The 14,688-nt window shown below is 39.1% G+C and carries 13 protein-coding genes and 1 riboswitch; of the genes, 4 read left to right on the forward strand and 9 right to left on the reverse strand.

The window, feature by feature from the left end; all coding sequences use genetic code 11:
- Positions 1–311 precede the first annotated feature (311 nt).
- Both grxB and CAP51_RS06210 read right to left on the reverse strand, forming a co-directional pair.
- On the reverse strand, positions 312–947 hold the full coding sequence (gene grxB, locus CAP51_RS06205; RefSeq protein ID WP_087619906.1) for a glutaredoxin 2: 636 nt from the start codon (positions 945–947) through the stop codon (positions 312–314).
- Between the two features lie 25 nt (positions 948–972).
- On the reverse strand, positions 973–1,257 hold the full coding sequence (locus CAP51_RS06210; protein ID WP_087619907.1) for a putative quinol monooxygenase: 285 nt from the start codon (positions 1,255–1,257) through the stop codon (positions 973–975).
- 222 nt (positions 1,258–1,479) lie between these two features.
- Here CAP51_RS06210 and CAP51_RS06215 point away from each other — a divergent pair, with 222 nt between their 5' ends.
- On the forward strand, positions 1,480–1,953 hold the full coding sequence (locus CAP51_RS06215; RefSeq protein ID WP_087619908.1) for a CinA family protein: 474 nt from the start codon (positions 1,480–1,482) through the stop codon (positions 1,951–1,953).
- 4 nt (positions 1,954–1,957) lie between these two features.
- Here the strand turns inward: CAP51_RS06215 and CAP51_RS06220 are convergent, their stop codons facing one another.
- From CAP51_RS06220 to cysD, 3 genes are all read right to left on the reverse strand, one after another.
- Entirely contained in the window at positions 1,958–2,326 is a 369-nt protein-coding gene (locus CAP51_RS06220) for a 5-carboxymethyl-2-hydroxymuconate Delta-isomerase (RefSeq protein WP_087619909.1), read from the reverse strand.
- 78 nt (positions 2,327–2,404) lie between these two features.
- Positions 2,405–4,033 carry a sulfate adenylyltransferase subunit CysN gene (gene cysN, locus CAP51_RS06225; protein WP_087619910.1) on the reverse strand — a complete coding sequence of 543 codons (1,629 nt, stop codon included), beginning with the start codon at positions 4,031–4,033 and terminating at the stop codon, positions 2,405–2,407.
- 31 nt (positions 4,034–4,064) lie between these two features.
- Positions 4,065–4,973, reverse strand: coding sequence for a sulfate adenylyltransferase subunit CysD (gene cysD / locus CAP51_RS06230; protein WP_087619911.1), 909 nt, complete (start codon positions 4,971–4,973; stop codon positions 4,065–4,067).
- Between the two features lie 377 nt (positions 4,974–5,350).
- Between cysD and CAP51_RS06235 the strand changes: the two genes are divergently transcribed.
- Positions 5,351–6,739, forward strand: coding sequence for an amino acid permease (locus CAP51_RS06235; protein ID WP_087619912.1), 1,389 nt, complete (start codon positions 5,351–5,353; stop codon positions 6,737–6,739).
- A gap of 321 nt (positions 6,740–7,060) precedes the next feature.
- On the forward strand, positions 7,061–8,059 hold the full coding sequence (locus CAP51_RS06240) for a cation diffusion facilitator family transporter (RefSeq protein ID WP_087619913.1): 999 nt from the start codon (positions 7,061–7,063) through the stop codon (positions 8,057–8,059).
- A 124-nt stretch (positions 8,060–8,183) separates the two neighbouring features.
- Here the strand turns inward: CAP51_RS06240 and CAP51_RS06245 are convergent, their stop codons facing one another.
- Positions 8,184–8,759: a TMEM165/GDT1 family protein gene (locus CAP51_RS06245; protein WP_087619914.1), complete on the reverse strand. Its 576-nt coding sequence runs from the start codon at positions 8,757–8,759 to the stop codon at positions 8,184–8,186.
- 115 nt (positions 8,760–8,874) lie between these two features.
- Positions 8,875–9,024: riboswitch (yybP-ykoY riboswitch) on the reverse strand.
- Positions 9,025–9,227: 203 nt separating this feature from the next.
- Here CAP51_RS06245 and CAP51_RS06250 point away from each other — a divergent pair.
- Positions 9,228–9,767: a lytic transglycosylase domain-containing protein gene (locus tag CAP51_RS06250; RefSeq protein ID WP_087619915.1), complete on the forward strand. Its 540-nt coding sequence runs from the start codon at positions 9,228–9,230 to the stop codon at positions 9,765–9,767.
- Positions 9,768–9,941: 174 nt separating this feature from the next.
- Here CAP51_RS06250 and CAP51_RS06255 read toward each other — a convergent pair whose 3' ends face one another.
- From CAP51_RS06255 to CAP51_RS06265, 3 genes are all read right to left on the reverse strand, one after another.
- The gene (locus CAP51_RS06255; RefSeq protein ID WP_087619916.1) at positions 9,942–12,104 is read right to left on the reverse strand and encodes a malate synthase G; all 2,163 of its coding nucleotides are present in this window, start codon (positions 12,102–12,104) and stop codon (positions 9,942–9,944) included.
- 166 nt (positions 12,105–12,270) lie between these two features.
- Positions 12,271–13,413: a cell division protein ZapE gene (gene zapE, locus CAP51_RS06260; RefSeq protein WP_171294760.1), complete on the reverse strand. Its 1,143-nt coding sequence runs from the start codon at positions 13,411–13,413 to the stop codon at positions 12,271–12,273.
- A 115-nt stretch (positions 13,414–13,528) separates the two neighbouring features.
- Positions 13,529–14,557, reverse strand: coding sequence for a helix-turn-helix domain-containing protein (locus CAP51_RS06265; RefSeq protein ID WP_087619918.1), 1,029 nt, complete (start codon positions 14,555–14,557; stop codon positions 13,529–13,531).
- Positions 14,558–14,688: the final 131 nt, after the last annotated feature.

Raw genomic sequence — 14,688 nt, forward strand, 5'->3', positions numbered from 1 at the left:
CTTTTTGTCCATATATGGACATGAAGGAATATTTATCAGGTCATAGCCACGCAGATTTGCGTAGACTTGTCGGCACGCAAATCGAGTAGCGGTCTGATTTCTGCATAACTTATATTATGTTATTTAGGGTACACTTGACGGTAAGATGATTTATCATCGAAACCGTCAAGTGCCACGCCAACAATAAGTAAATTGTAGGGCGTGGTCTTTAGATATTCTATTTAACATAATATACATTATACGAAATATTTTATAAAGTTTAAACCCAGAATGATTCTGGGCCTAAAATCATAATTTGACTATATTGATCCCTACATTGCCTGATCAAATAACAAATCTACTTTTGCCTTGTCATGTATATTATCCAGATATGTCTGTGCCTGCTCACCAAATACAATACCTTTTACAATTGTTAATGAGCGTAATAAAGGAAATAATTTAAAGTCGTCCAGATCAATCCGATTATGCTTAGCAAGAATTGGCTCAAGTTGTTGTAGGCTTTGATTAGTCGGTTTTAAATAAAGCTCGGTATCTACAATCAATTGATCCAGATCACCAAAAGCTTTTGCTTCACGCTCACGATAAAATTGACGTGCTTCGGGTGTAGAAATTTCTTTAAATTGTCCTTTAGTAAATCTAGGTATGGCCAGCTTAAAAATATCGTCTGCTGCGTGCTCACACCATTCGCTTATTTCGCTATTTTGAGGCTCAAGCGTATATTTTTCTTCACCAAATTGATCCAGATATTTCACAATATCCATGCTTTCTGTCATATAGGTCCCATCATCCTTTTGTAAAATGGGCACCACTTTTTTACCGACCATGCGTATAGGTGTTTCGGCATCACCCTCCATAATCACTTGATATTGCATCTTTAAATTTTTTAATCCAGAAATCATGCGGGTACGTAAACAAAATGGACAATGTTGATAGATAAAAAGTTTCATCATTTTTCCTTAGCAATTTAAATGTTCAGTTCTGTTGATATTGTTTAAGCACTGTAGGTGCTGCAAGATAATCATCAATTGATGAAACAAGTTTATCCCAATGTGGTGTTGTATGATGAAATTCAATGGCTTGTTCATCTTTCCAATGTTCGATTAATAAGAATGTATTTTCCTGCAAAATGTCTTCAGCCATTTGATAATGCAGATTTCCAGCTTCTTTGCGGGATTCTTCAATAACTTCATGGAAAAGTTCCAGAAAATGTTGTCTTGCATTAGGTTTCACTTTTAAAAAAACATTTAAAACAATCATGGTTATATACTTTATGATAAAGATAAGTAGATGATTTTTATTACAATCCAATTGAGCGTTGTTTTCTATCAATTTTATGTTTTTTTAAGTTATTCAATACAATATTAACTGTTTTGAACATTATTTAGCGTATATCAATCAAAATCTGATATATTCTAGTATTAAAATCACATAACTCTTAAATAAAATTTGATTGTGTTCAATAGATTAGAGATTTAAACCATGCTAAAACAATGCTGTGATTACTTAGAACAACATCAGCTGACCATTGCCTTTATCGAAAGTGCCAGTTCCGGCTATCTGAGTAGTCAATTTTCTATTTACAAAAATAGCGGTGCTGATATTTTATTGGGTGGATTGGTTAGTTATGATCCAAGTATTAAAGTTTCTATCTTAAAAGTCGATCCTGTTTTAATTGAAGAATATAGTGCGGAGTCTGCACAAGTCACTGATGCAATGGCAATTCAGGGCAAAAAATTATTTACTGAAGCTGATGTGATTGTGGCTTGTACCGGTTTACTTAAACCTGGTGGTAGCGAATCTTTACAAAAACCGGAAGGTACATTTTTTATTTCGATTTTATATCAAGCGAACATTTCTTCATTCCGATATTTTATTGAAGGTTCTCCACTTGATCGTTTAAATCAACTGACTGAAAATGTGGCTAAGGAAGTTTTACAGATTATTTCAGCTTAAACCTTTAATAAGACTTAAGCTGCTTTTGGTAGACTGCCCTGTCCATCTCGATGATTTCCACACATAATTGAACCTCTAGCTGATTGGCATCAAAATCTTCAAATTGTTGTAATACAGCCAGTACATCGTGACTTATCTGTTGTTTTTGTTCAAGTGTACGGCCAGACAATAGATATATTTTGACATGGATATAGGCCTGATTATTATGTCCTGCACCAATTACAAAATCCTGATCAACTCGCAAACGTGCTTTGATGTCATTGCGCTGCGCAATGCTACCGGTCGCAAATAAGGTTTGATTAATTTTTGTTAATAAATCAATAGCATTAAGTTTTTGGATATTTGCAGATTGTTCAACAATGACATGTGGCATACATATTTTCCTTGTATTTTATAGATAAAAAAACCCGATACATTCAGCATCGGGTTTAATTTTACAGTTGATTTAAGCTTAAAGTTGAACCAACTGCTGAATTTTCTGTACTGCGACATCAAGTGTTGTCGCATCAATACTGGAATCAGCAAAATCAACCTGATCTACAATAATGGTCAAACCAGTTTCTCGTAATAGATCAACCTGCTGAGCATCCAGACCAGCTTTTGCCAAGGCAACAATACCATTTTCCAGCAAAGCACGTTCCAATTGCTGCGCTTGCTTGAAGATTTCGGCATTTACCGCCAATACCGCAGGTTTTTGTCCCAAACGTGCTGCACGTTCTTCACTACTCACCGCTTGTTCTTTGCTGGACAATTGTGCTGTATCTTCAATCATCGCTGCGCCAATGGTTACATTGCTTAGGCGATCAATAAAGATAAAAGCACCGGTATAGCGGCTGTCACGATAGTTATCAAATACAATCGGACGGTCAAACTCTACCGTAATATCAGCAATGGCATTGAGTTCAAGTTGTTCAGCCGGTGTTTTTTCCAGTGTATTGACATCAACACGATAGTTAATTTCACTGACTTTGGCTGGTACACTTTGTACTCCAACTTTAACGTTATACAATTTGCCTTTAACCAATGGCTGTTCATTCATCCATACCACGGTCGCACGTACTGCACGGGAAACCTGTGGCAATGCATGTGGATGAACAATCATATCGCCACGGCTAATGTCGATTTCATCATTTAAAGTTAAAGTGACTGCCTGACCGGCAAATGCATGCTGCAAATTACCATCGTAAGTCACGATTTCTTTGATTGAACTGCGTTTACCCGAAGGTAATGCCACAATTTCATCACCAACATTGACCGAACCCAATACGATATTACCGGCAAAGCCACGGAAATCCAGATTTGGGCGATTGACATACTGTACAGGGAAACGGAAATCTTTTTTCTTGGTGTCATGGGCAATTTGCACAGTTTCCAGAATATTCATCAAAGTTTTACCTTGATTTTCTCCTGAAAAATACCATGGCGTATTTTCCGATGGATTAACGACGTTATCACCATTTAACGCAGAAATCGGTACAAAATGAATTTCTGTTGGTGCACGGTCACCCAAATATTTTATAAATTCAAGATAGTCCGCCTGAATCTCATTAAATTTATCCTGAGAAAATTCAACCAGATCCATTTTGTTAATCGCAACGATAATATTACGAATACCCAATAATGCCGAGATAAAGGTATGACGACGGGTTTGGGTCTGTACACCATAACGTGCATCAATCAGGATAATGGCAAGGTCACAAGTCGATGCACCTGTCGCCATATTACGAGTATATTGTTCGTGTCCCGGGGTATCGGCAATAATAAATTTACGTTTTTCGGTTGAGAAATAACGGTAAGCAACATCAATGGTAATGCCCTGCTCACGTTCTGCCTGTAAGCCATCGACCAATAAAGCAAGGTCAATTTTATCGCCTTGTGTACCGACTTTTTTACTATCACGTTGTACTGCTTCCAGTTGATCTTCATAGATCATTTTGGAATCATGTAATAAGCGTCCGATCAGCGTACTTTTACCATCATCAACATTTCCGCAAGTCAGGAAGCGGAGTAAGTCTTTTTGTTCATGCTGTTTTAAATACGCCAAAATATCCTGGCTAATCAGCTCGGATTGATGAGACATGTTTTTGCTCCACCTAATTTAGAAACTTAGACTAAAAATAGCCTTCTTGCTTTTTCTTTTCCATTGAACCAGCTTCATCATGGTCAATCATACGACCTTGACGTTCTGAACTTGTGGTCAACAGCATTTCCTGAATGATTTCAGGCAAGGTATCCGCTTCGGATTGCACCGCACCAGTCAATGGATAACAACCAAGTGTACGGAAACGTACCGATTTCATTTCCGGTACTTCGCCTTCTCTTAATGGGAAGCGCTCATCATCAACCATAATTAAGGTGCCATCACGTTCTACTACAGGACGTTTAGCTGAATAGTACAATGGTACAATCGGAATTTGCTCAAGATAGATATATTGCCAGATGTCCAGTTCGGTCCAGTTCGACAATGGGAATACACGGATGCTTTCGCCTTGATTGACTTTACCGTTATAAATATTCCAGAGTTCCGGACGCTGGTTTTTAGGATCCCAGCGATGTTTATTATCACGGAAAGAGTAAACACGTTCCTTGGCACGAGATTTTTCTTCATCACGGCGGGCACCACCAAAAGCGGCATCAAATTTATATTTATCCAATGCCTGCTTTAATGCCTGAGTTTTCATGATGTCGGTATATTTGGAACTACCATGATCAAACGGATTGATATTTTGTGCGATACCATCCAGATTTTTATATTCAATCAGATCCAGACCTAACTTTTTGACCATTTCATCACGGAAAGTGATCATTTGTTTAAACTTCCAGCCGGTATTGACATGCAATAGCGGAAATGGAAGTTTGGCTGGATAGAATGCTTTCATGGCCAGATGAAGCATGACTGCTGAGTCTTTGCCAATTGAATATAACATCACTGGATTGTCAAATTCGGCCGCCACTTCACGTATGATATGAATACTTTCAGCTTCTAACTGTTTAAGGTGGGTTAATCTTTCATCAGACATTGCAGACTCTAGCTATAACGTTAAATTTCAGCCCTGCATTCTAGCATACAATCGACTAACTTTTTGATAACTAGATCAATCTTATTTTTAGCGATGTAAATATGAATTAAGTTTTATGAAATATTCAGATATATGAATGAAATAGATTTCTTATAATATTTTTATATTTGTATATGAAAAAAAGTGCAATAAATTAATTCTTATATTGCTTATTTAAAAAAAGAATTTAGCACACCCCACTCACGCAATATAACAGTTTGATCTTATACCATCGATTTATTTTTTAAGCAGGCAAATTTTATTTTTGACAATTTAACTTTATTCTGAATGCACTTAGACCTAGAATAGCCGGCTTTATTAAAATAGTTAGATGATCTATGACTTCACCCCCACAACTTAAACGCTCTATGCAGGGTCGCCATCTTGTGATGATTTCATTAGGTGGTGCGATCGGGACTGGTTTATTTTTGGGTTCCGGTGAAGTCATTTCGCAAACAGGCGCAATCGGGGCGATTCTGGCCTATGCGCTTGGTGGATTGATTGCCTATATGGTCATGTTGTGTCTAGGTGAACTTGCGGTACATATGCCGATTGCCGGTTCTTTCGGGGAATATGCAGGCCGCTATATCAACCCTGCTACAGGCTATATGGTGGCATGGATGTACTGGCTCACATGGACAGTGACCTTAGGCACCGAGTTTACTGCTGCTGCATTATTAATGCAGGAGTGGTTTCCGCATGTTCCCATTTGGCTCTGGATTATGATTTTTGCTGCAACTGTCTTTTTTCTCAATATCAGTTCAACCCGATTTTTTGCCGAAGCAGAATTCTGGCTGGCACTCATAAAAGTGGCAACAGTTGTACTTTTTATTATTCTAGGTACAGCTGCAATTGTCGGCATCATACCAATGCAGGGTTATGATACTGCGCCATTATTGAGTAATCTCACCAAAGATGGTTGGTTTCCGGAAGGTTTCTGGCCCATTTTTGCCACAATGCTGGTGGTGAACTTTGCCTTTTCCGGTACAGAGTTAATTGGTGTTGCCGCAGGTGAAACACAAAATCCGGAAAAAAATATCCCCCGTGCTATTAATGCAGCAATCTGGCGCTTACTGATCTTTTTTGTCGGAACCATTATTATTGTTAGTGCCTTATTGCCTTATCAAGCCACCGCAGTTAACGATACGCACGGTTTAAGTCATAGTCCTTTTGTCAGTGTATTTTCCCGCATTGGTATTCCCTATGCAGAAGATTTAATTCGTTTTGTGATCATCACCGCCCTGCTTTCTGCGGCAAATTCAGGTCTGTTTGCGGCTTCGCGTATGCTATGGTCTTTATCCAGTACACAAAAACTTCCGGCAGTTTTCTCCCGCCTAAGTCGTACTGGTACGCCGATGATTGCAATATGTGTCACCATGATGGGTGCCATCCCCGGATTACTCTCCGAGTTTTATGCGCCCGAAGTGATTTTTACCAATTTATTGAATATTGCAGCATTTACCATGGTCATTGTCTGGATTTCCATTTGCGTTAGTCAGTTTAACTTTAGACGACAATGGTATAAATCTGGCCATACTGTTTCGCAACTTAAATTTGCTGCACCGCTTTATCCGCTTACACCGATATTGGGTGGAATATTCTGTGTCTTAACCTGTTTGAGTATGGCAACCGATCCCAATATGCGCGCCAGTTTTATTGGTTGTCTGATTATTATGGCATTATGCTATATCGGTTATTTTATTTCTTTAAAAAAACCTAAGCACTAAAACTATTGATAAATTGCACAACCGATATATTGCATAGTCACATACAGGGCTATGCAATATAACCACTGACTGACCGTTAACTATAGTCATGTCTAGGTAAAATCCGTTATCTTCCGCCAATCTTTTCACTGATCTTGCAACCTTATAACATTTCATTATTACTTAAAAAACATTTACTTAGCTTAATATGCAATTTATGATAAAAATAGATTGAATACATTTGATGTATGCTTGAAAGATCAAGATGTATCTAATAGGTATATGCTTTATCCTATCAAATTATAACGGCATGAAATCACCATCATTATTAAGGTGTGTATTATGAGTCTCGATGGACATTCACATGATCATGACCAGCATGATCATAGTCATATCCCAACCAATAAAAAAGTTTTAATCATTAGTTTCCTGCTGATCAGTATTTTTATGCTGGTAGAGTTTGTCGGTGGCTATCTAACCAATAGTTTGGCACTCATTTCTGACGCTGGTCATATGCTCAGTGATTCGGTGGCACTCGGTATTGCCTTGGCTGCGGTTTTTATTGGACAAAAAAATAGTAATACCAAAAAAAGTTTTGGTTATCAGCGGTTTGAAATTCTGGCTGCGGCTTTAAATGGTATTACGCTGGTGGCTATAGCGGTTTATATTTTTATTGAAGCCATTCTGCGTTTTCAAACTCCGCAACATATTGATGTACAAGGTATGTTAAGCATCAGTGTAATCGGCCTACTGATCAATATTATTGTTGCCTGGATGATGTTTAAAGGCAGTGATACCGAACATGATCTGAATATGCGTGGTGCATTTTTACATGTATTAAGTGATTTATTGGGTTCAGTCGGTGCAATTGTTGCGGCCTTATGTATTTTCTTTTTTGGCTGGTTTTGGGCTGATACTGTTGCCAGTATTATCGTGGCGATTTTGGTATTACGCAGTGGTTACCTCGTTGCAGTAAAAGCCTCTCATGTATTAATGCAAGGTACACCGGAACAATTCAATCCGGAAAAAATTAAACATGATATTTTACATCTGGACAATATTATCGATGTCCATGATTTACATATCTGGAGCTTGACCAGTAAACGCTATATTTTATCCTGTCATATTGTCGTAGATGACACAATGCAAATGGCAGATGTGCAAACCCTATTACATCAGATAGAACATAACATGCTGGATTTAGGCATTGAACACGTGACCATTCAAACCGAAACAACTGCACATCAACATGGCCATATTCATAACTGTATCATGGAAAATAAACACCATGATCATGTACCACATTCACATAATGAACATACACATCAGCACCAGCATTAAATATTCTCGTTTTGTGTAGTACATAAGAACACCGAAAAAAAGGATTGGTGCATTACACCAATCCTTTTGCTATATAAAATATGATAAATAGAATACGTCGTTATTATTTCTTGATTATCAGCTTTTAATGGATATAACTTTCTACAATGATGGCCAGACCCAGAATAAAAAAGATCGCCGCAGCAATTTTATGAATTAGTGAAATTGGTAAACGATTTGCCATTTTATCGCCAATAATCACAGCCGGTGCATTGGCAATCATCATACCGGCTGTGGTACCCATAACCACAGGAATCAGACTATCAAAACGGGCAGATAATGCGACGGTCGCAATTTGTGTTTTATCCCCCATTTCTGCAAGGAAAAACAAAATGAATGTGGTCGCAAACACACCATATTTTTGCCAGCGATTCACACTTTCCGACTCATCGTCCAGCTTATCCGGAATCAGCATCCAAACACCCATGGCGATAAATGAAATGGCAAGAATCCACTGCATCACATCAGGGCTGACCAATCCGGTTAGCCATTGCCCAACAAGCGCAGCCAATGCGTGATTGACGATAGTCGAAAATAAAATTGCAAAAATAATAGGAACAGGTTTACGGAATTTGGCGGCGAGAAGTAAAGCAAGAAGTTGTGTCTTATCACCCATTTCTGCGAGAGCGACTAGACCTGTAGAGATTAAGAATGCTTCCATAAAATATACTCTGGCTGGCAATTGAAGACAATTGACAACTATTTCTTGCCAGCCAAAAAGCTACCATGCAATGGCGAAAAGGCTATGCATTGGTGACGACAAAAATAGTGTCAATGGTCTTGCCAGTCAGGTTGTCAAGCGAATAGAAAATACTCAGATTGACAACAAGATACAAACGCCATGTTTTTACTCATGGAATGAGTTTAAACAAGTATGTTGACGTTTGTCACGCTATAGCGTGCGGCTACTCCCCAAAGATGCGGCTATTATAAATGAGTTTTACCTCTTTTGCTTTATCTTTTTAAGCCAGAACCGATCATTGCATCATAGATGTTTATATTTAAGACATTCCCCAAAAGGATTTGACGGAAAACAATTCGCTGATTACCATCAGAAAGTGATTTGGACTCAGGTTCGCTTTGTGAAAAAATAAATCACGGATCATAAATGATAAATCAAGGGTGACATGTGAATTTCAACTTTAGTCTCAAAGCCGTTTTACTCTCCTCTACACTTGTCGTAACAGGTTGTGCCAGTCTAGGTCCGCATGGTGGTCCTGTCGCCAAACGGGCAGACAAATTATCTGCTGGATTACAAAAAGCATATGCCATACCTCAATATCAGGCAAATCGGCTCTCTCCTATGATTATCAATAGTGCTGATCATTATGATGTTGATCCAAGACTGATCTCTGCCATTATTCGGCAGGAATCCAACTTTAATAGCAATGCACGTTCACCAACGGGTGCGATAGGACTAGGACAAATTATTCCAAGTTACTGGGCAAAAGTGTGTGGTAATGATCTTTATAATGAAAGCACCAATATTCATTGTACCGCGCATATCCTTTCTGCTTACCATGCTCAAGGCGGTAGCTGGAAAAAGGCCATTGCCTATTATAACGTTGGACCTACAGGCTATGAATCCAGTTTCTGGACACGATGGAAAGTGAGGAAATATGTCAAGTCGGTAAAACACTTTGAAAAAGAACTCAAGCGTAATTTATGAGAGGCAAGCCGTGCGCTATATCGTGATCAAGCACAAATATTTTATCAGTTGATCGAACAGGCACCTATAGATATACAACAACATATTCATGCCCTATCAAAATATGCTTTTATCACAGAATGAAAAAAACCTCTCAAATTCGAGAGGTTTTTTGTTTAGGCAATACCAGCGAAATTAATCACCTGTATAGCCTTTTAACTTCAAACGTGCTGCATGTAATAAAGGTTCGGTATAGCCAGAAGGTTGTTCTGCACCTTTAAAGATCAAATCAGAAGCAGCTTGGAACGCAATCCCATCAAAGTTTGGTCCCATTGGCGTATAAGCTGGATCATTGGCATTTTGTTCATCAACAATTTTTGCCATTTGTTTCAGCACTTCTTCAACTTGTTCGGTTGTTACGATGCCATGACGCAACCAGTTTGCAACGTGCTGCGAAGAAATACGCAAGGTCGCACGGTCTTCCATCAAGCCGACATTGTTAATATCCGGAACTTTAGAACAACCTACGCCCAAATCTACCCAGCGCACAACGTAGCCCAAGATACCTTGACAGTTATTTTCAAGTTCTTTGGTAATTTCGTCTGCTGTCCAATTGGTATCGCTGGCTAAAGGTGGTGTCAGTAAGTCATCAAGTGGTAAAGGCTGAGTTTTCAGCAATTCCTGCTGACGTTCAGACACATTACATTGATGATAATGAATAGCATGAATCACGGCACCCGATGGTGATGGTACCCATGCACAGCTTGCACCAGCTTCTGGATGTTCAATTTTGGTTTTGTACATATCCAGTAGCATATCCGGTTTTGGCCACATACCTTTACCGATTTGTGCTTTACCACGCAAGCCTGTTTCCAGACCGATCATGACATTACGGTTTTCATAAGCCGGGAACCATTTTTGTCCCTTAATCTCACCCTTACGAACAAACGGACCTGCTTCCATAAAGGTATGGATTTCATCACCTGTACGGTCCATAAATCCGGTATTAATAAAGATGGTACGGTCTTTGGCCTGTGCAATACAGTTTTTCAGGTTTACAGAGGTACGACGCTCTTCATCCATGATACCAACTTTCAGCGTTTTTGCTGGTAAGCCCAGTGCTTGCTCTACACGTTCAAATAATTCAACGGTAAACGCCACTTCTTCAGGACCGTGCATTTTCGGTTTAACGATATACATAGAACCCTTACGTGAGTTTTTGTTCTCGTTTTCACCTTTAATGTCGGCAAAAGTCAGCAATGGAGTAACCAGTGCATCTAAAATCCCTTCATAAATTTCCTGTCCATCAACAAGAATTGCAGGGTTTGTCATTAAATGACCGACATTACGTAGCAACATCAATGAACGACCGTGTAAAGTGGTGGTACCACCAATCAGGTTTTTCACTGTGCGGTCTTTATTTAATGCACGGGTAATGGTTTTACCATTTTTCTCGATTTTTTCTTCGAGTGTGCCTTTCATCAGACCCAGCCAGTTGCGATAACCTTCAACTTTTTCTTCCGCATCTACTGCGGCAACCGAATCTTCCAGATCCTGAATGGTTGTGACTGCTGCTTCCAGCACTAAATCTTTAACGCCAGCTGCATCTGTCTGACCAATGGCACTATTGGCATCAATCTCGATAATGACATGCAAACCATTATTTAACAGCACAATTTCCGTTGGGCTAGCATCATCACCATTAAAACCAACAAACTGTGCTTCATGTTGTAATGCAGTTGTTGTACCGTCTTTTAAGCTAACCGCCAATTTATTATTTTCGATGGCGTATTTTGTTGCATCGGCATGAGAACCTTGAGCAAGCGGGAAGGTTTTATCCAAAAAGTCCTTGGCAAAAGCAATAACTTTTGCGCCACGAACCGGGTTGTAACCCTTACCTTTTTCTGCACCGCCATCTTCCGGAATGACATCAAAGCCATACAGAGCATCGTATAAAGAACCCCAACGTGCATTGGCAGCATTTAGGCAGTAACGTGCATTACGCACCGGTACAACCAGCTGTGGACCTGCCAATAAGGCAATTTCTTCATCGACATTTTCAGTGCTAATCTGAAAATCTTCTACTTCGGGTAGTAAGTAACCAATTTCAGTTAAAAATGCTTTGTAAGCATTTAATTCAAATTTGTTGTTACGGTGCCATTCATCAATTTGTTTTTGAATCGCATCACGCTTTTCTAAAAGCGCCTTGTTTTTAGGGCTTAAATCTACAACGACTTGCTCAAAGTTTTTCCAGTATGTTGCACTGTCAATACCCGTACCTGGGAGTGCTTCATTTTCAATAAAATCATAAAGTTCTTTGGCAATTGCAAGCTTGCCTTGTTGAATACGTTCGGTCATTGTGCTTCCTAACTGTTGGCTACTTTAAGTCAAATAGGTTCCTGTTAGTATACCGATGAAAAGACATCTGCATACTTTTATTCCGTTTCTAAATAATAAACATGTTGCAAAAAAATAATAGTATTTTTTTTGCAAATCTTTGTGCCAAGACACAACCTGTTTATTCTCAGATCACCTTTTGATGCTCTGTATTATTTGACTCAGACAAACGATGTTCGGTATTCAGGTATTCTTCCGATTGCATCTCTAATAAACGTGAACGAGTACGTTCAATTTCAAATGCCAATTTTTCACCCTGATAAAGATGAATAATCGAGTCTTCCGAAGTCAAAATCAATTTTACCCGGCGATCATAAAACTCATCGACCAGATAAATAAAACGTCGTGTTCCATCAGATAACTGATCAGTTAAATGCGGAACACTACTGACTAATACTGTATTATACGTATTAGCAATTTCAATAAAATCTGCTGGACTGCGCGGTTTTAGGCACAATTCTGAAAAATCACACCACAACACATCTTCCGTATGCGCACGATTGGCAACAATACGATGATTAATTAAAATCGATTCACGAACCACTGTTTGTGTTGAAGTTAAGGTATTAAAACGCTCTTCAATCCATGCTTCATTTTCACGATTCAGTGGTGATTTAAATAATTGTGATTGTTTCAATAATCGGAGTCGATAATCAACCCCAGAATCCACATTTAAAATCGTACAATGCTTTTTCACCAGTTCGATGGTCGGTAAAAAACGATCACGATGAATACCATTTTTATATAAACCATCTGGGGCAATATTGGAAGTCGCCACCAGCGTAATACCACGATTAAACAATTTCTGGAATAAATCACCCAGAATCATGGCATCGGTCACATTGGAAACGAAAAACTCATCAAAACAAATCACCACAGCATCACGATAAATTTGATCTGCCACAATATCCAGCGGGTTACGTTGTCCAGAGAGTTTATTTAACTCCTGATGCACATGCTGCATAAAATGATGAAAATGCATACGCATTTTACGGCGAAACGGAATCGAATCAAAAAACTGATCCATCAGCCAAGTTTTACCACGGCCCACCCCACCCCACATATAGACGCCATCCGGTGCAGTTTGGCGGCGGAAACGACGAAACGCCTTTTTGGAAGATTTGTAACGTTGCATCAGTTCTTGCCATACGTCATCCAAAGTTTGCACTGCTTTTTGTTGTTCAACGTCCGGGGAAAATTGTCCGGAATCTAATGCCTGTTGATAACGCATGGCAGGAGATAAAACTTCAGTCGAGTATATATTGTTCATATAGGATAAGTTTTTCATTGGCTGAACATAGCTTGATATTATACGCATTATTTTGCAAAAAGAATCCAACTTTAGTGAAAGCAAAATATATCTCCGGACAAACTCGTTTTACGGATTACACATCATGCGCTGTGATCGCCTGAAATTGTTTTGGGCTCATCCCATACCAACGTTTAAAGGCATGGTTAAATGATGCCGTTTCGGCATAGCCAAGTGAACGTGCAATCTCTTCGATAGTGTATTGTCCTTCTTTGAGCAAGAATTCAGCTTTTTGCTTTATCACACTTTGTCTAATCTGTTGAAATGAACTTTGATGCGCCGCAAGTTGATAGCGAATAGTACGTTCAGGAATATTCAACGCACGTGAAATCGCAGTTAAATTTGGTATCACCTCGCGTTGCAGCAATAAATAATCACGAATTTGTTCACTTAAACGATCTGTATTAGAGGATGAAGCATTCATTCTCGCCAATTCGTCTTCACAGCGCTGACGATACACCTCATGCATAATCGCATCGGCACTGCTTAAACGATGACGAAGAATCCTAATATCAATCCAAAACTCTGCACAGGACCAGCCAAAACGTAGATTTTCGCCATAATAATTGCGATAGGCCAGTAATTGTTCATTTTGTGTGGGCTGGCTCATTGGTAAATAGACATCAATGTCATAATTGGGCAAGCCGGACATGGTATAGATATCTCGGATAAACCGATAAGTGCCCGAAATTTCAGAATTCATGCGAAATTGCGAGACCGCATCCTGCACATCAAGCGGCTGATAACGTAAAATAAGATGCTGTTTTGCAATCTCATAAGATAGTTTGCCAGACAAATAGGTTAAGCCCTGATATTGCATTGCCTGATGCAAAGCCTGTTCAACATGTTCTGCGGTCATCAAAAACATGAGGAAAGGACCATAGCCTGCTAGCGTATAGTGCTGTCCGACCTTTAAACCTAAAAAAGGATCAAGCCCCTGAGTAATATGCTGTTGTATCTGCCATTCCAGATCACGATATATCAGTGCAGTGGGGGTTAATTGATCTGATAAAATGCCGATTTCTTTTAATCGGGATAGCACATCGACACCTGCCGATTGCATGCCTTGTATCAGATACATGAGTCCCATAATTGAACGCTTCATTGCGACCTATCCATTTGCCACTTTTCTATGTTATACGCAATTTATCGACATCATCTTGCCGAAATGATCAATTTTTATGTCAATTCTATCATGGTGACAAGTGTTTTTTTGTCTTATCCTGCCATTATCAC

It is taken from the genome of Acinetobacter populi (genome assembly GCF_002174125.1).
GTDB classification, from domain to species: Bacteria; Pseudomonadota; Gammaproteobacteria; order Pseudomonadales; family Moraxellaceae; genus Acinetobacter; species Acinetobacter populi.